At 52.7% G+C, this 18,930-nt stretch carries 7 protein-coding genes and 7 pseudogenes; 5 read left to right on the top strand and 9 right to left on the bottom strand.

Going from position 1 to position 18,930, the window contains the following annotated elements:
• Positions 1–27: 27 nt before the first annotated feature.
• Positions 28–237 (top strand): annotated as a pseudogene (locus tag EO776_RS02455) (IS5/IS1182 family transposase); the annotation flags it as partial.
• A 632-nt stretch (positions 238–869) separates the two neighbouring features.
• Complete coding sequence (locus EO776_RS02450; protein ID WP_129452350.1) at positions 870–2,468, top strand: hypothetical protein; 1,599 nt, start codon at positions 870–872, stop codon at positions 2,466–2,468.
• A gap of 99 nt (positions 2,469–2,567) precedes the next feature.
• Here the strand turns inward: EO776_RS02450 and EO776_RS02445 are convergent, their stop codons facing one another.
• The 6 genes and pseudogenes from EO776_RS02445 to EO776_RS02420 form a co-directional block, all read right to left on the bottom strand.
• On the bottom strand, positions 2,568–4,187 hold the full coding sequence (locus EO776_RS02445) for a DUF7827 domain-containing protein (RefSeq protein WP_129452349.1): 1,620 nt from the start codon (positions 4,185–4,187) through the stop codon (positions 2,568–2,570).
• Positions 4,188–4,524: 337 nt separating this feature from the next.
• The gene (csg, locus tag EO776_RS02440) at positions 4,525–7,473 is read right to left on the bottom strand and encodes an HVO_2072 family ArtA-dependent S-layer glycoprotein (RefSeq protein ID WP_129452348.1); all 2,949 of its coding nucleotides are present in this window, start codon (positions 7,471–7,473) and stop codon (positions 4,525–4,527) included.
• Between the two features lie 234 nt (positions 7,474–7,707).
• Positions 7,708–7,815, bottom strand: a pseudogene (locus EO776_RS02435) (IS1595 family transposase); the annotation flags it as partial.
• Positions 7,816–7,821: 6 nt separating this feature from the next.
• Positions 7,822–8,310 (bottom strand): annotated as a pseudogene (locus EO776_RS02430) (IS630 family transposase); the annotation flags it as partial.
• A 210-nt stretch (positions 8,311–8,520) separates the two neighbouring features.
• Positions 8,521–9,336, bottom strand: coding sequence for an IS5 family transposase (locus tag EO776_RS02425; RefSeq protein ID WP_129452347.1), 816 nt, complete (start codon positions 9,334–9,336; stop codon positions 8,521–8,523).
• Positions 9,337–9,429: 93 nt separating this feature from the next.
• Positions 9,430–10,053 (bottom strand): annotated as a pseudogene (locus EO776_RS02420) (IS630 family transposase); the annotation flags it as partial.
• A 45-nt stretch (positions 10,054–10,098) separates the two neighbouring features.
• Here EO776_RS02420 and EO776_RS02415 point away from each other — a divergent pair.
• The 3 genes and pseudogenes from EO776_RS02415 to EO776_RS02405 form a co-directional block, all read left to right on the top strand.
• Positions 10,099–10,581 (top strand): annotated as a pseudogene (locus EO776_RS02415) (transposase); the annotation flags it as partial.
• Positions 10,582–10,655: 74 nt separating this feature from the next.
• A complete protein-coding gene (locus EO776_RS02410; RefSeq protein WP_129452341.1) occupies positions 10,656–11,471 on the top strand; it encodes an IS5 family transposase in 816 nt (271 codons plus the stop codon).
• Positions 11,472–11,668: 197 nt separating this feature from the next.
• Positions 11,669–11,830 (top strand): annotated as a pseudogene (locus EO776_RS02405) (IS4 family transposase); the annotation flags it as partial.
• A gap of 671 nt (positions 11,831–12,501) precedes the next feature.
• Here EO776_RS02405 and EO776_RS02395 read toward each other — a convergent pair.
• The 3 genes and pseudogenes from EO776_RS02395 to EO776_RS02385 all read right to left on the bottom strand — a co-directional run bounded on the left by EO776_RS02395 (position 12,502) and on the right by EO776_RS02385 (position 18,917).
• Complete coding sequence (locus tag EO776_RS02395) at positions 12,502–14,562, bottom strand: trypsin-like serine peptidase (RefSeq protein ID WP_186279048.1); 2,061 nt, start codon at positions 14,560–14,562, stop codon at positions 12,502–12,504.
• 439 nt (positions 14,563–15,001) lie between these two features.
• Positions 15,002–15,816: pseudogene (locus EO776_RS02390) on the bottom strand (IS5 family transposase).
• A gap of 161 nt (positions 15,817–15,977) precedes the next feature.
• Entirely contained in the window at positions 15,978–18,917 is a 2,940-nt protein-coding gene (locus EO776_RS02385) for a surface glycoprotein (RefSeq protein WP_129452345.1), read from the bottom strand.
• Positions 18,918–18,930: the final 13 nt, after the last annotated feature.

Here is an 18,930-nt window from a genome sequence, read left to right as displayed (position 1 = left end):
ATCACGCGGCTGTCGATGTGATCGACTGAGCATCGCATCTTCGCCCCGGACGACCAGGCGCACAACGCTAGAATCGACGATACTCGCTACAATCAACGCTCTATGGCCGAACCCCTGAATTCGGCTGTGAAACGCTCGCTCGGCTTCCCCGTGCGAGCGCGGTCATGATTCCGTGAGTTCCGCGAAATCGCGCTGATATGTGTCGTCTATAACATCAAACGCTTCGTCAAACAGTGAATTCCAACGCCTTACAGCGATTCAACACGGCCGAGAGAAAAGTCGATCCACGATTGAAGCAAATCTGTTACAACAGGCTCGCTGCGACCGATTCCAACCTAAACACATCCAACAAGATCACTTATGTGAAACACCGCTAACGTGAGTGAACCAGTGGATATTTATTTGTCTGTTCACACCAATATAAATGGGACCACAAGTCCCTGATGAGAGCCAGTCGGACGTACAGCCCACGTCACCAACTGGCTCTCAGACACGCTGCGTCCCAGATTTCTACTAAACTCAGCTTTGAACGTTGAGTATCTAACACTTAATCGACCGAAAATGGCGTCTGAGACGGTGTGAGCATGGAAAAGGGAGTTCAGCCGCAGACGCTCCACTTTCCACTAGAGGTTCAAACGCCGTGAGCGCTGCCTTCATTATCCTCTGTGAATCGCTCTCCAGTTCGGCCGATACCGTAAACTCCTCGTAGAACGTCTTTTCCTCCGATTTCGGGTCCAATAGTGTCAACACGACAATGTTCAAAGCTGAGTTAGGGAAGTTGATGAGTATCGCGGATGATATTTAGGCCAGCACAGTCATATGAATTGCTGGGAGGATGATGGTATACAAGCGGTGTTCACCGAAACAACATGATAGCAAGTTCTATGAAGCCGGTAAAAGGTCCAACTTACAGGCGCTGGGCGAGTGTTCTGTGCGGGATGTGTATTTTGGGCCTGCTCATGTATACCGGGGTTGGGGCTGTAGCTGCACAAGAGGCAACAACCAATATAACCATTGATGGGGAGCAGGTCAAGTCTGAAGATAATGTTGTCGTATTAAACGACCCAAACGCAAACATCACTGTCACAGCAGATGCGCCGATTGAGTTGATCGAACTGCGAGTCAATGGGGACGTATACCGTTCATATCGACCTAATTCGGCGACATTTGACCGATCAGTTACACTTGATCTTGACCCAAATGAAAATACGGTAGAAGTGATTGCAAAATCTGATACAGTGACAACATTCAAGACATCAATAACGAAGCATACAGCCGCACCAAGGGTAGAATACATCTCGCCATTTTCAACGACAGTCAAAGGTGGGCCAAACAATACAGTAAATGTTACTAGTGGGCAAGTCACTCTGGCTGGCAATCTTCACACGGTAGTAGATATTAAAAGCATCCGAATTGAGCGAACGAGCAACTACGGGCCTGATGAGAGTAGCTCAGATGTAGACCGGAAGATTCATCGAATTTCGAACCCCGGAGAGTCTTTTTCTCAAGAGTTACTGCTTGTCGACGGAACAAACAATCTCACTGCAGAGTACACAGATACGCTCGGCCGCACAAACACTGACCGGTTTGTAATTGACGTTAATGATGAGTCGGATCCTACCATCAATATCACCGTCGCGGATGAAAGTTACACGGACACGGCGAGCATCAGCGGTACGGTTCAGGATGAAACGAAACTCAAGCGTGTCGAAATAAATCGGACATCGAACAATGGCTCACAGGTTCTGATGTTAAGCGCAAACGCAAAACCGAATCCAGACAAACTCAAATACAGTTTCGATACGACGGTTGAATTATATGACGACAACGACGACAATGAATTCAAAATAACAGCAGAAGATGCGGCAGGAAACATACGCAATCAAACGTTTGTAATCAAGTATGAACCAGAACCTGAGGTGAACATTACAAACGCGACGATCAATCTAGAGGGAAAAACAGTCCACCTTGCTGGCACAGTCTCACAGGCAGAGATTAGTCGAGTCACGATCGAGACATTCAATACATCAACTGGAGAGCGACTTGATCTTGATCGAGTGTATGATACAGAAACATTCACGAATGCTGTTAGCTTTGATAAAGAGTTTAGAGCGTCTGCCAGGGGTACAATAGTGACCATACTGGTGAGTTATCGGTCGGGACAGTACTCAACAAGTATTACACCAGAGATTCCAGATTCACAAAAAGAAACAAACACAAACAACGGCACAGAGACGACTGATAATACGACTTCAGTACAATCCGAGACAACAAATAGAACAGTCCAAAACACAAGCGAAACTAAGCCAGATAATCAAACGTCTGTTGAAACTAATTCGTCTAGTGGAAATGAAAGCCAACCAGACACGACACCAAACTCGCCGACGTTACTCCCTGTTCGGACACGCGATGCCTTTGGTGGCATTGTTGTCGTGGGGGGATCATACATACTTGGACACTGGGTATGAGGTGGTGAGAACCATATCCAGTCAGTCTGACATACTTGTGTAATACATTGTCGGTGGTTTGCCGTCTTGCGATTTCCGTCTGTGTCGAGTGAATTCGGTTCAGTTAATCTTGGTTGGTCCAGCGATCACGACACCATCTCGTTTAATAGCGACATCAATATTGAACTCATCAGCGGGATGAGAGAGATCAAAATCACAACCAATTCTACTGTCGCTATCGACTGTGGCTACACAATTAAGAACTTGACTAATTCCGCCATCCTTCTCATCCGCAGTGATACGAATAATCGCGGAGCTGTTCGGCGCAAGGTTGGTGCTAGCTGTCACAGATAGCCGAGTAGAGTTGCTGATGGTGTGATTTGTTAGTTCAGCAGTGGGCTCAGACACGGTGAATGACTGCCGAAGGGAGGCCCTCGGTACAGAGTTCGGCGCTGACTCATCAACTTCAAGCGTAACCGTGTACTCACCCGGTTCCAATGTGGTTGTGTCAACCCCCACGGCAAGTCCAGGTACGCTGTCATTGTACACTGTGTGGACGCTCGCAAGTGGATCGGTAGGTGACTCACCCTCTTCCGAGGTTAACTGGAGGTTAATTCCATGACCGAGAGTACCTTGACCCGCAAGCCCGTATGTGACGATACCAGTGTGCCGATGAGATATATCACCGTTTTGAAGAGTAACGGAGACGTCTTGTGAGCCTGTTACTTCAGGATTCTCAATGTCGTACGCGACACGAAGTGTACTGTGGTTAGAAATCTCAACTGGATGGTCGAGTGAGATTGCTAAGCGCCCGTCTGTACCCGTCTGGATGCTCTGTATCGATCCTTTCAGTGAGCGATCGATATATCCGTTCTTGTTTGTATCAATCCCAAATACCTCGATATCGGGCTGAGTAACCTGTTGAGTAGCTGCGTGAGATCCGCCGTGATTGCTCTGATAATTGATCGAGACTGATGTGAAAGGGACTGTCTCATTACTATTTATATCGGCTATGTGGGTTGTTTCAGCACCAGGGGTGCTATCAACAGGGAACACAAGGTTTGACGCTGGAGCTGGTGAGGTAAGGAGACCACCAATCCCGGTAATTGGAAGCCGTGTCCAAAACTCATCACCCCGGGCAACATTAGGGGAATCCACATCCGTGGTGTCCGTAGCACCTATCTCCGACAACTCCGACTCCCTTTTTAATCCCGTTTCAATATTTTTGTACGATGTATCAGGGGGAACAATCACACTCGTTCCATCCAGTTGGGATGGTTCAGTAATCATAAGCACTGCTGCAACGCTTGTCTCATCAGTTGAGACAATTAGATTATATCGGCCAGTATCGAGTACGGCCCCTTCAGAAAGTCCAGATTCAGAAATGAGTCGGGCTGAGTCACCGCCAGTAGCTGTGAAGCGGTTGCTTTTGTCCACATCAGTTGGATAGAATGTATTAGCCCGGACAGTGACCGAACCATCTCCATTGTTATCGTACGCACGGAGTGTTGTCTGGTACTGTTGATTCGGTGCCTGGATGGTGAGCGTCACCTCATCAGTGTCACGCATCTGGATCCCAAGCGTAGCCACATCGCCCTGCGTCACCGTTGTCTTTGCAGTATCAAACCCAACTGCAGGGGATGACTGTGATTGTGCCGCAGTTGAGATGCTGAGCGGCATAGCAAGGCAAATAACCCCAAGAAAGAGGATCACTACGCCAAGCGAGACACGTGTATTCATGATCAACTCCTCCTACCGTTCTCGGTTGTAAATACTTTCTGTCAGTCCCAGTGTGTCTGCCTCGCGAAAACCATGAACACGTAGAAACAAGAGGCCCTATCCTCAAGCGCGAACCGAAAGGCGATCGGTAGGATGAGGTAGTTCACACTAGCGTATATCAACGAGGAGAGACGCTTAGGTGTCGGATTCTTCTGGCCATCAGGTTTTGTAGTAGTCGCGTCAGTTGTCTGTGAAATATCCGCTACGCTAGCAACTGACGAGCCTTAGGCAGCCGCAAAAAATGAAAATACGCACCGCGAGGACCGAACGGAGTGATCCGTTCGGTTATTAGCTGGCGTTAGTTGTTGCGACGGGTCGCGAGCAGCGCAGCCGCGATGAGCGCAACAAGGGCGACGAGCGCGCCGAAGCCGGGCGTGCTGCCGTCAGTGCTGCCGCCATCGGAGCTGCCGTTGTCGGCACCAGTGTCGTCGCCGGTGTCGTCACCAGTGTCGTCGCCGGTGTCGTCACCAGTGTCGTCGCCGGTGTCGTCACCAGTGTCGTCGCCGGTGTCGTCACCAGTGTCGTCGCCGGTGTCGTCACCAGTGTCGTCGCCGGTGTCGTCACCAGTGTCGTCGCCGGTGTCAGTACCGTTGTCGGTCTGCTGCCGCTCTTCGACGATCTCAACGTCGGTGGAGTCAGTGGTATCACCACTGTCAGCCTCAAGCGTGTACGTGCCCGTCTCGAGGTCGGAGGTATCGACGGTCAGAGTGAACTGGCCGTCATTGCTCCACTCGTCAACAGACGTGGACTCAACCGAGTTATCGTTCTGATTGAGCACGTTGAGCACGATGGAGTTGTCGTCAGGCTGGAGGTTCGTCGAACCCTCCACGACCATCGTCTCACCAGCAGCAACGGGGTTGACACCGTTAGCCTGAGCGCCCTCCGGGTAAACCGAGTCAAGCGAGACCGAAGCATCAGTGACACGGAAGGTCGTCGAAACCATCAGGTCGTCCGTAGCGTCGGCCTCAGTAGTCTGAGAGACAATACGGTCACGGACCTGATTACCGGTAAGGGACTGGTCCTCAAGACCGGTGATGAAGCTCTCTAGATCTTCGGTGCTGTCACTCTCAGCTTCGTCCGGAAGATCACCGTCACCAACTGTGCCGTCGCGACCAAGCGAGATGACGTGCCCGGACGCAGCGCCCTGTGAAAGGTCGACGCTGACGTCTTCTTCGTCGAACGTACCGTCGTTGTCAACGGACACTTCCGTGACATCAACGTCGCCACGCTCGCCAACGAAGGCAACAATAACATTCGACTGACCCTCTGCGGTCCCGTTGACAGTCATCGTACTGTCTTCAGTGGCGAACTGGCCGTCGATAGTCCCGAACTGAGCCGTAAGACCGCCCGACTCAGACCGGATCGTGGCACGGGTTCCATCGTTGCTAGTCCACGACGACGTGTTAATCTCGCTGTTGTCTCCGGTGTCCAGCTGAATGTTGCGTGCGTCGTTAGCGTCAATTACGCCAATCTGGTACTGACCCTCGAACGCCAGAATGTCATTACCGCCCCCGTCACCCTGCGAGAGAACGACATCCTCGACTTCGAAGGTATCGTCGGAGTCAACGTCAATGTTGGTCTGACCGTTGACCTTTACAATTTCCCAGTTGTCGTTGTTAAGCGCGTAGAGACGCACCTCGTCAGCAGCCTCAGCGGTGCCATTCACGTCAACTTCCGAACCGATGGTGTACTCATCCGACGGACTGTCAAGTGTGAGTTCACCCTCGGTGACTTCAAGATCGACATCGTCTTCGAGGTCGTCACTATCTAGCGACGACACTTCATTCTCGTAGGAGTAGACCTCGACAGTCGTATCAGCAGTATCGAGGTACTGGGTTTCTATCGACCCGACAGCCGACGTGCCATCGATCTCGACGATAGCGTACGCGTAACTGTCATCGGCCGAGTTGTAGCCAGTCTCACTAACATCGTCGACGTTCCGGAAGATGTCAGCAGCCTGCTCGTCGCTGACACCATCCGCGAAGTCGCCTTCGTCAATAGTGACGAGCCGGAACTGACCGTCGGTCCCACCGCTTACCGTGTAGTCCACGTTGGAACCCTGCGTGACGGAGTCTTCTGCGACATCAATCGAGAGCTCGTCCTCGGTGGTGAGCTCGATCGTGTACTCCTCAATCACGCTATCTTGATCGAGATTGTCGTTACCTTCGAAGATGACAGTGTACTCACCAGCATCTTCGCCCGCGAGGTCGAGGCCAACGCTGGCGTCCTCAGCGTTATCTTCATTTTCACCGTACTGGAGGACATCAGTGCCGCCGTCCGTGTTGGTGTCATCGAGGAGAACCTCGTTTGTGATGTCGGCACCACTCGGGTCCTCCACAGTGATGGCAAGTCCTTCAGCTTCGCCGAAGTTCCATTCGGCGAAGATCTTGAGCTGGCCCGCAGAGTCGGGACCAACCTGTGAGACATCGCTTCCGGTATCAGCCAGCTGGACCTCCGAGGTGGTGATCCGCGGCTCAACGACCGTGGTACTGAAGCCACCGTCACCCGAGTCAGGACCGTTCAGGTCGTAGGTCCCTGTCTCTTCATTAACTGGAATCGGCATCTGGAGCGGCGTACCTTCGCGGTTCCCAGAGGTTCCCGACAGCTGGCTGGCGGAGAACGTCTCGTCAGCCGAGTTTCCGAAGACCAGCCCTTCTTCGCCCTGGAAGACCGTGTTGCCGCTGGTGACGAAGACGTCGCCATTGACGACATCACGGTTTTCGATCGCTCCGTCGGAGCCGTCAGACCCGTCGGAGCCGTCAGACCCGTCGGAGCCGTCAGACCCGTCGGAGCCGTCAGACCCGTCGGAGCCGTCAGACCCGTCGGAGCCGTCAGACCCGTCGGAGCCGTCAGACCCGTCGGAGCCGTCAGAGTCGCTGACGACATCGAGCGTGACAATGTTGCCTGCTAGGTTAAACTCAACTTGGTCCGCTCCGTCCGGGGGGACCATACTAAAGCTAACCGTGTCCGGCAGACCGCCAAGGTCTTGCGCGAGGAGGCCATCTTCAGTCTCGGTAAAGTTACCGGGGTCGCTAACCTGGCTACCGTTTGGCAGTTCGGTCACGGCAACCGAAGCGGCGCCGTTGGTATTGATTGTTACTTGACCACCGTCGGCAGCAATCTCTGCTGTCGACAGTGTCGGATCCTGTTCTTGCGCTGCGGCCGGTGCCACAGCAAAGCCGGCAGCGAACATAGACAGCACCATTAGTGCTGACAGGAACGCTGCGTTGAGTTGTTCTCGTTTCATGTTTGCTTATAGGCGATAGATCCCAAAGCGGGACAACAGCATATCTACGCCAACTCGGTAAATGCTTTCTGATACCGACGTTGTCGTAAATAGTCCCACTTTGGTTCACCTACATCTGCCAATCGCGTAGGTATATGTTTTGTGTGTTCGCTCTGCTGTAGGAGATTGTTGATACTGGTGAGCTGTCGCTGTGGAGTCGAAGAAGACAAGACGCTCTTCGGTAGACTGGCGGAACTAGCGGAATACATTGACAGCGATACAGTCCACGAGACTGTGGATCGGTGCCCCAGTAAGGTTCAGTGACCGGAGGAAGCCGTAGGTCCGAGCGGCCTGTTCCAAGCCTAGTACCTAGCATAACTTTTGAAGATAGTCGTCGAGATGATTGTCGATCCAAGAGGCCGCGAAACTAAGCTGAGCTGTGAGCTTCTCAAAGAGTTCGGTAAGGAGAGCGCGGTATTCTGCCGCGCTCTCCACAATCAACGGTGACGCTTCCCATTTCAAACTCTTCCAGACCTGCTCGATTGGATTGAGATCCGGTGAACCAACGGGCAAAAACACGAGGTCAATTCCGAGTTGATGGGCTCGCTTACGCGTGTACTCGCAAACGTGAGAAGAGAAGTTATCCAAGACGAGCAGAATCCGTCGACTCGGATTCTGCTCGCGGATTCCTTCGAGACACTCACAGATTCGTTCTTTCTCCTGATTACTTGGAAACTGGACCACGCTCTCACCGGAGAGTGCATAGAACCCGACCGCTGGTTCGTCTAACTTCACCAGCGGTCGGGTGATGTGAGGGTCGTCGACGGTGTAGAGTCGCTGTGAGTTGTCCCACGGTTGCCCTGTTGAACGCAAGACTGCGTCGGGGTAGGGTCAATAACTCACGGTTTCACAGCGTCAAAGAGCGGTTCTTGCGCTCAGAAGATGCAGTAACTGCCGCTGGCGGTGGTCGTCAAAGGGTCAAAACTATGGTACCTTGCTCCCTTGATCAGGTGACGACGGCGATGCCTCTCCCGGATACGTCCGGAGAAAGGGAGCAGGCGGCGAGCCTTAACTCGCCGCCTGCGTCAGGTTATGGATGATACACTTCCGCGTGAGCTCCCGGAACTGGCCGTGCCAGCTCCGGGAGCGAAGCTTCTCGCCGTCGTCTTCCTTCAACTGCGAGAAGCCGGTTTCACTCATCCACCGCTGGTTGTAATCCTCGTTCATCCGGGCGTTGTGAGCTTTCTGTAACGGTGTCTGTTCCCTGTGCTTGATCAGTGGGCGCGTTGACTTAGAGCGACACTCCTCACGAAGCTCTCCCCACGAGTAGTTCGCGTCGGCAGACAGCACCCGCAGGTCTTCCGCGTTCCGGCGGAAGACCTGCATCCCGATGTGGCCGTCCCACGCCTTCTGCGTCGTAAAATGAACGTCTTTGATCGCTAGGGTGTTCACGTCGATCAATATCGTCGTCTTCATCGACTGGAACGAGTAGTTCGCGCGGTCGCGGTAGTGGTAGCTGGTTTGATCACGTTGAAAGCCGCTTGCGTCAATTGCAGCTTCACCACTCCAGCCCGCCTGCTCCGCCGAAGTGCGGAGCAGGCGGCGGAGTTCACGCATCCGGTACTCGTTTTCCCACCGACAAAACGAACTGTAGTGCGGTGCCTCGTCGAGATCAAACACGGCGAGGACGCCAGGCATCTCGTTGAGATAATCTTCGGTCTCACGGAGACTCTTTTCTAATTCGACGCGGAACAGAATCAATGCGATCTGCGTCCACTCGGCGTACCCGTCCGCGCCGTCTGGCGCGGCGGGTACGTCCGGCTCATCAACGTGCTGTTTGGCAAGGTTTCGACACATCCAGGCAAGCCGTCTGAGCGATGCCATATCGCCAGACGGCGTCCAATTCCCGGTTAGCTTGACGGAATCCTTCCGTGAGAGCGTCTGAGATAGCCGTCACTCGGCGGCAAAACAAGGCACCCACGGTTGTGGATGCGATGTATCGAGAAATCCAAGCACAGTTCCACCGTCCGTACGGATCTCTTCGTCGACGACCCAGCCTTCCTCATCATCTCCATCGCGTTTGTTGTGCGGCTCATCAGTTCCCTCGTCGAACGCGTCGCCGACGCGTTCGTCGAGGATTTCTTCGGCATTTTCTGGCCGTGATGGGCGCTTAGTCCGCGGAATTGCGTAGGAGAGGCCGAGCTTTTCGAGGAACGTAGTGAGATGGGCTGGATGAAATTCAACGTCGAACTCCTCGTTGATGAGGTGTTGTATCTCTTGTTTCTTCCACGGTTGGCCCTCCCGGAGCAGTTCCAAGAGGCGTTGCTGTTGTTCTTCGCCGAGCTTCGGGGGCCTGCCGCCCCCGAAGTTCGGCATTAGAAGTCCAAGACCGCCCTTGTTCCATCGGCGAGCCCAGCGTGTTCCTGTCGCGGAGGACCTGCCGACATCGTCGGCAGCGTCCTCCAAGGTTGCCCCCTTGTAGAGCCGTTTAACGAAGATCAACCGCTCAGTGAGTTTTTCATCCGTAGACTCCGCGAGGAGTCGATCGAGATCGTCCTCACTGAGGTGACGGACGATCTCTTTGCGGCGATCCCCAGACATACCTCCTCATCAGACTCTACCTTCATAACTTTCACTAGGCACTACCGCGCCATTCCCTTGGAGGGCAAGCAGATCCACGATGTGGTCGATGATCTCTCGCGGCAGTACATCGACGTAGAGGTCGAAGCGGAGTTCAAGCGGGGCCAGTATGAGGGAACGCGGTCGCTGGACACGAAGCGATTCCGCGTCGTCGGCGTCCGCGACGAGGACGCCGACGACTACCATCTCTACATCACGAATCTGCCGCGAGATGAGTTCTTCCCAGAGGATCTAGCAACGTTGTATCGGTGTCGGTGGGAGGTAGAAACGCTGTTTCGTGAACTGAAGACGCAGTACGAGTTGGACGAGTTCGACACAAGCGACCCGGATGTGGTGAAGATTCTGCTGTATGCGGCGTTGCTGTCACTGTTGGTGAGTCGTGAGCTGTTGGATCTGGTCACCGAGCAGGCCGACGACGAGATCGTGTTTCCACCGGAACGCTGGGCGGCGACCCGGTCGCACGCCCAGCTCATCCTCCACGAACTCGGAGTGCTCCGTTGAACGCCGACGCCGTCTGCGGATCGTATCGCTGATTTCACGGGATTTGGACGCCGTCTGGCGATATGGGACGTCTCAAGACCCTCGCACAGACGTTTCACGAATTCGCCACGAACCATGTTGAACAACCAGACGTACCCGCTGTCGCCGACGGCGACAACGGGTACGCCAAGTCCACCAAAATCGCGCTCCTTCTGCTCAAAGAGGAGATCAACAAGCCGCTTCGGAGGCTCGAAGACTATCTCAACGAGATGCCGGGAATTCTCGGTGTGTTTGATCTTGACTCATCGCCGGATTACACATCTTTCAGCGTCTGGGACGATGAATTCCCGATGAAAGAACTGCGCCGCCTGCTCCGCGCCTCCGCGGAGCAGGCGGGGCTCTCAGGCACCGCGTCGATCGACGCCAGCGGCTTTCAGCGTGATCAAGCCAGCTCACACTACCGGAATCGGGTCGGTTACTCGTTCAACGCGATGAAAACCACGCTGCTTGTTGACACGGATTCTCTTGCTATCATGGACGCTCATTTCACGACGAAGAAAGCCTATGACGGCCATATCGGGCTACAGGTCTTTCGGCGGAACGCCGAAGACCTGCAAGCGTTGCTGGCCGACAAGATGTACTCGTGGAGTAATCTCCGTGAAGCTTGCCGTGACAGGTCTACACGGCCAGTGATCAAACACTGCGAGCAAAACGCACTCAAGAAAGCCCACAACGCCAGAATTGACGATGATGTCTACAACCAGCGGTCAATGAGTGAGACCGTGTTTGCGATGCTAAAAGACGACGGCGACGAGATCCGCTCCCGGAGCTGGCACGGCCAGTTCCGGGAGCTCACACGGAAGTGTATCGTCCATAACCTCGAGCAGGCGGCGAGTTAGAGCTCGCCGCCTGCTCCCCTTCTCCGAATGTATCCGAGAGAGGCATCGCCATCGTCCACCTCATGGTTTATCTGGTATCTTGTGAAACTGATGCTTTGGTCGCCGCACAATTCTGCTCGAATCGAATCGCCCGATCTGAGAATCTACAGCTAAAGCGCCGCTACCGGTAGAAGATCGAATATCAAAAATCCGATGTTGCCGCCGTCTTGCGTTCAACACGGCAACTCGGAGAGTACCTTGGCTACTCGCCACCGCCGTTGCTGGAGCGGCTGATCGAGGACGCTCAGAAGATTCACCAGCAGCGACCGATCTTACAGGAGACGCTCGCTACCGCTACACAACCGAGGTGTGAGTCTTAGCTAAAGACAAATGGCGCTGGGGACTTAGCAGGCTTTCATCCCATCAAGAGTGTGTAATGTTATAGACGATACACATCAGCGCGATCTCGCGGAACTCACGAAATCATGACCGCGCTCGCACAGCGACCGCCGCCGACAGCGACAGCTCTCCGTCGGTCGTCAACGATCTTCTCGTCAAGGCCACCAGCACAACCGCTCCGCCACAGAAGTCAGGCTTCAGGAACAGCTAGCCGAGGATGCTTTGTGAAGTACTCGGCTTTGAACGTTGATTATTTAATACTTAATCGACCGAAAATGGCGGCTGAGACGGTGTGAGCACGGAAAAGAGAGTTCAGCCGTAGACGCTCCGCTCTCTACTGGAGGTTCAAACGCCGTGAACGCTGCCTTCATTATCTTCTGTGAATCACTCTCCTATTCGACCGATACCCTAAACTCTTCGTAGAACGTTTCTTCCTCCAATTCCGGGCCCAATAGTGTTAACACGACAACGTTCAAAGCTGAGAGCTGAGTTCGGCTGGTGAAGTACGCTGATCCAGAGTACTACCAGTCGTTCCTCGATGAACTGCTCCAGCGATCAACCAAAACAACAATGAGCAGTGACCTCTCAATTGAGAGTACCAGAGGCAAACTCTAGACTGCTTTGCGACGCGACCAAATCCTCATTCACAGCGCTACATATTGCTAAACCAGTAGTTTATCGCATTGCTAATCTCTTGAGGATTGAATCCAACAGCATTGACGCTGTTACTATCGCTACTAAGCCATTGATTTATTTTAGCAGAGACCTCTTGTGTACTAGGTCGCTCACCATCCTCATAAAATACAAAGTACTGCTTTTCAGATAACTCCCAGTCAGTGGGAACTATAGGTTTACCACCAGAGGCGCTGCGGAACCAGTAGTTGAGCGCGGTGCTAATTTCTTGTGTACTATATTCTACGTCATTAATGCTATTATTTTCAGTACTATGCCACTCATTGAGTTTGGAGGAGATTGTTTGTGTTCCTGGCCGTTTCCCGTCTTCATACAGTGTAAAGTACTGTTCAGTGCTTAGTGTCCACTCTGCTGGAACTGGCAGAGAATCATTGCTGCTGTCTGTACTTCCAGAGGTACTGAATGATAGTGAGTAAGAAGCTGAAGCGTCATCATGTCCGTACACCGCCATATAGTACGTCCCATTCCTTATACTAGTATGTTCAATCTGCTCTCCATCCGTGGTAGACTGAGACTTAGCAACGAGTTCTTGATCGGGATTGTATAGAACCATATCCAAGTCTCCTTGGGTGTGATCAAAAGTACTGGTGGCCGTAAGCTGCTGTCCAGAAAGTAAGTCAGTAGCAAACATATCGACATCGTCGGAGACAATCCGGAGATTGTCGAGTGCTACATCATTAGTAACTTCAGTTGCCGAAATGAAGTCATCATTTGGTTCGAACTGGTCGTTAGCCGCGTCTGGGATCGAATCACTCGCTGTCCACGACTGAATATTACTAAACCTGCTTTCAGTGAGGCGAGTTCCCTGCGTATATTCTGTATTTCCGTCCAAATCCGAGTCAACCGCATATGCGTGGATCGATACGATTTGCCGTTCAGCAGGAGTCGGATACTCTTCAACCCACACAGGACCGCCGCTCATGCCGACTTGTGTATCAACAGTGTATCGATGTACAATGTCTTCGGGCGTTGCTTCTGATGCAGCAAAATTGTATGTGCCTTGCCCCTCTCCAACAGAAGTCCACATAGTTCCTGCTTGCTTATCGCTTGGGTAGCCTGTCACTCGTGTTGGTGTGTGCGTATAGACCTCATCAGCTGTATTATCTATCCCAATATAACCGAGTGCACCAGTTTCGTCACCAATACGTTCATCTAGGGTTATTAGTGCAATATCGTATGCCGGATTTTCATTAGTAATCCACTCGGGATAGCTCCGAATCTTTTGAATACCGACACGCCCGAATGGTTCTTGCGTGCCGTCAGCACCGGGCACAACGTAGCTTGAGTCTGCGGTAGTAGTGTTTACCCACCCCCCTCGTTCAGCGGAATAGACACAGTGGCCGGCTGTAAGTACATGGCCTGGTGGTTGACTACTACTTCCATTTATGATTGCCCCTGAACACTGACTTCGTGTCCCATCAGGAAAGACGAGTTGTAACGTAACAATGGACGACCATGGATAGTTCGTTATGTCGTAAGCGCTGCGCACAGACAGTCGGCTATCATCTCCAATTATCCCGTTGTTTATATTTGGCTCAAGTGCGGCATTTGTCGGGGGAGTCGGTGATTGAGAATATTGATCTACACCCTCCGTGCTCGTTTTGCGGACTGAGGTTGCTTGGTTGGCCGCAATTGGGCCTTCAGTCCATTGAGCGGACCCATTATATACAACGGTTAGATTCTCTATCGTATCGTTCGTAGCGATTTTTTTGTTTGTTGTGACATGTTGAGTGTCTGTGATACTCACTTTTGTGCTGTTAGTCAGCTCAGCTTGGTTCTTATGCGCTCGTGAGTTTGGCACATAAGCTGGGATTGCTTTTTGAGAGCTATTAGATGCGTTTGACTGTATAGGCACGCTGGTGCTGCTATCAGCGCTAGATTTGTGAATTGATTTGGCTGCTTCACTGTAGGCAGCATTCTTCGGCTGTTGTTGGTTCTGAGTTGCGACTGAAGATACTGGTATGAGTGAGATAATAAGCAGTACACAGAGCCCGATTGTAGCTATACGACGCTGATTCACATCCGTAGTTCGTATTGAGGTTATAAAAATTGTACGTCGGGAAGTGCGTGTTCAGACTGTTCTAGGTGAACTACCCTACCCTACTCGGTCACGGTTGACGTCGTTCGCTCCTTGAGGGTGGGGCTTAGCGCCAATATCCAGCTAACGAGCTTCCCTTATTTTGGTCTAACCACATTAATTATCCCAATATTTGTGGTATGTGTGTGAGGTACAGAAAGTGCTCCGTTTATCGCAAGAGGGCTCCCGTATTGAATTCCTTACATAGTAGATTCTGTAGTCTATGTCGCTAAGCTACCGCATTTCTAGATACAGGCATTGCGGAAGCACCCAAATCAGATTCTTCAGAATTATCAAATTTATCTGATATCCTGCGTGGGTCAGCTGGAGAGCAGTGATTCCTCTGAGCAATACGTCCGAAGAAGGAGCGCGGGCGGCGAGGCTAACTCGCCGCCTGCGAGAGATTATGAACGATACACTTCCGCGTTAGCTCCCGGAATTGCCCATACCAACTCCGGGAACGCAACCGCTCTCCATCAGCCTTCAACATCGAGAAGGCCGTTTCACTCATACTTCGTTGATTGTACGAATCATCGTCAAGACGAGCGTTATGAGCCTTCTTGAGGCTGTTATGCTCTTTGTGTTTGATTAGTGGGCGAGTGTTCCCCTCTCGGCACTCTTCACGAAATTCGCTCCACGAGTAATTCGCATCTGCACGCAGACTCTGCAGGTCATCGGCGTTCCGCCGATAGACCTGCAGCCCGACGTGGCCATCCCATTTCCGCTTGGTTGTGAAGTGAACGTCTTTGATCGCTAGCGAATCCGTATCTACCAGTGCCGTTGTCTTCACCTTGTGGAAGGAAAATCCAGCGCGGTTTCGATAGTAGCAGCTCGTTTGATCACGTTGAAAGCCGCTTGCATCGATTGTTGCAGAACCTGACCAGCCAGCCTGCTCCGCGCTGCTGCGGAGCAGGCGGCGTAGTTCCCGCATTGAGACTTGTTGTTCCCATCGGCAGAGAGTCGTATGATCCGGTGTTTTCGGGAGGTTAAGTTCCTCATAAGTGGTTTGGAATCGTTGAACCATGCCTCCGTCTCTCGAAAGCTCTTGTTAAGTTCCGTATGCAGGAGGATGAGAGTGATCTGTACCCACTCAGCGAACCCGCTGTCGCCAGTCGGCGCAGCGGGTTCATCTGGATTGTCAACGTGCTCTTTGGCAAGATGCTTACACTGTCGTATCGTTGACCGCTTCAACCTCATATCGCCAGACGGCACCCAATTCCATACAAATCTCACGAAAATCAGACGGAGAAAGGCCAAGAGTGCAGTTATTCAGCGTCGCAACGGAGCAACAGAAAGCCTAGAGCTGCTCTATTGTTCAGTTTATAAAAAATAAAACCGCGAGTTACGGGAGAGACTGCTTACTGGTCGTTGAACCAGTAGTTGACAGCGTCACTGATGTCCTGCGTGCCGAACTCAGTGCCGTTAATGGTGTTATCCTCACTGTTGAACCACTCATTGACCAACGCTGAGATATCCTGAGTACCAGGCTGCTCACCGTTCTCGTAGATTGCGAAGTACTGGTCTTCACTGAGTTCCCAGTCAGTCGGGACTTCGCTGCTATTGCCACCGTCGTCAGCAGTGACGGTCAACGTGGCTCTCTCGGAGTCGATGCCGGTGTCGATCCCGTGCTGGTAGTCACCGTCTGCGACATCAGGCACAGTCACGGTGAAGCTGACCGCGCTAGTCTCACCTGCATCGAGGGTGATCTCTTGGCTCGTCACGTCAGAGCCGTTGAAGACGAATGTCACGTCGCTGGTCGCTTCCTCACCAGCCGTGTTTGTGACGTTTGCCGAGACTTCAATTTCGTCGCCAGATGCTGCCTCAGGCGGAGCCTGGAGACTACCATCTTCAATGTCGAAGCCTTCAGGCGCCACAACGTCTTCGATGACGATGTCAGCGTTTGTGGTACCGCCGGGGATCTCGAAGATCTGGGCGAAACCATTTCCTTCAGTACCTTCCTCGTCGGTGAAGGTTGCTTCCACAGTGTAGTTCTCACCAGAGCGGACACCATCCCCACCCGTGAAGGAGAACGATCCTCCGGGGCCAGCAGTGGTGTTGGCTATCTCAACGAAGTCGCCAGTTGCGTTCTCTTCGGTAAGCGTAACCTCGGCATTCGGCAGATTATTACTGGGCGTGGCGTCGTCAACAACGTCGCCAGTAATCTGTGCGTCCTGGAAGACGTCAACAGTTGCCTGCTCGCCACCTTCAGTGGTGAAGACATCGTTGCCAGCATCGAAGCTTGCACTAATGTTTGTCTCACCAACAGTCGGGCTGTCACCAGTAAATGTGGTACTGGCTTCACCATTCGCGTCAGTGGTCACGGTGGTGTCAGCCAAGTCACCGACGTTCTGGTCAGTTGCTTCAAGCGAGATCTCGATGCCCTCAGCAGACTCATTATTGTTCGTGCCGAGTTCGCGTTGGGTAGCACTCACCTCAACACTGACTGGCTCGTCAATCGGCACTTCAACCGATTTGTCACCGTTGTCAACCGTCACGTCAAGCGAGTACGCGAACTGGTCGGTCGGTTCAATCTCTTGAACACTTAGGTCGGTATCAAGCTGACCGCTGCGTTCGTTCGCGTCAACACTCACCGTATCGTACCCGGCGAAGTTGGCGAATCCGTATTCGGTACTGGCTGAACCCGTATCGCTGCCGCCAGCCATTACAACGTAGTCCAGACTACTACCAGCGTCGGTCGGGAGGTTGAGCAGTTCGAAGTTACCCTGCTCGTTGGTCACGTCAGTCTGGATCGTCCGATCTTCGTCACCGAAGCGGGCTTCGGTACCCTCGTAGGTCAGATCCTCCGAGGCATCGAACGTGTCCTCGGGAGTACCCTGGAAGGAACCATTCAGATCCTCGTCTACAGTAATGTTCTGGTAGACAGAAACCCGCTCTTCGGTCGAGTCATTCTGGATAACGACCTTCTGCTGAACCTGGTAGCTCGCATCCGAGAGGAATGCCAGTTCAAACTCAGCAGAAGACCCATTGTTGTCGAAGATTTCGACACTTTGGTCAGTCTCGTTTTCAATGACTTCGACATCCTGCGGATTCCGGACTAGGTAATCAGAGCGCGGATCCTGAACAACTGCTTCACCACCTTCGTACGTGACGACACGGAACTGGGCGCCAGTCCCGAGTTCAACGTCACCATTACGTGTCTCTTCACCGGAAAGGGTGCCGAAGTTCGGGGTAACAATGCTGGCGTTCGTATCGTTGAAGTCGTCAATACCAATCTGGTCCAGCGTAGCAGCGATGTTGGTGCTGTTGATCGACTCAACTCCATTATTGTTCGCTACAACACGAACACTGTCGCCGACAACGCGGTCTTTCTGTACTGCGTGGACTTCAATTCCAGCCTTGTTCTCGATATTGGACTGCGTGCCGAGTGTGATGTTTTCGTCAACGACATCCACCGTTCCCGAGAGGGTACCGGTGTCGCCAATCGACGGAACAAACTCAAGATCCTGGCTCGTCGAGACATCGTCGCCCTCTGTCGCAGTAAAGTCAATCTGCGTTTCGATTGTCTGTTCGATGTCTCCCGGAGTGCCGCTAACATTCACGCTGAATGTCGCCTGGCCATTACTGTTAGTGTTCGTCGTTTCGTCTCCACCATCACTGTCGATGAAGATGTCGGAGTAACTACCAGAAGGGTTGGTGGTTTCACTATCGTTGACAGTTGCAACGACGGGCGTGTCTGCGAGCGCGCCGCTGGGGCTCGTGTCATCCGTCGTCACTTCAACAGTGACATCAACCGTGTCATCAATGTCGGCAGGGCTACTCGGTGACACATCAGTAACGTTGATGTCGTCCGGCGTAATCAGCCGTTCAAGACGGATGTTACGCGTATCAGACTGTCCCGCACTGATATTGCGCGTCGGACCGGCGAAAGCAGCGAAGTCACCTTGGAGGTCACCGACTGGTTCCGCGGTAAACGTGTACGTCTGTGACGCATTGCTCGCCAGTTCGAGCGTGTACTGGTCGACATCCTCGCCACCACTACCCTCGACGAAGTTTGCCCTCTCAACGAGGCTGTTGTTGGCTGCGAGCGTGTCGAAGTCTGAGAAGTTCACACTATTAACGACGACAGCGGTATCGTTCTCAACAGTGATTGAGATGTTACCGGAGTCTTCGATCTTGGTGAACGGAAGCGTGTCGTCTGAGACATCACCTTCGATAAGGACCGTGTCAGAGTCATTGACCGCCGCAGCAGGAGCCGCCGCGAAGCCAGCCGCAACCATGGAGACAACCATGATTGCAGCAAAGAACACTGCGTTCGCCTTCTTACGTGTACCTGTCATAACTGTACGCCTC

Source organism: Halorubrum ezzemoulense (assembly GCF_004126515.1).
In the GTDB taxonomy this organism is placed as follows: domain Archaea; phylum Halobacteriota; class Halobacteria; order Halobacteriales; family Haloferacaceae; genus Halorubrum; species Halorubrum ezzemoulense.
The sequence above is the reverse complement of the archived record's forward strand: the minus strand, read 5'-3'. Positions and strand labels throughout refer to the sequence as shown.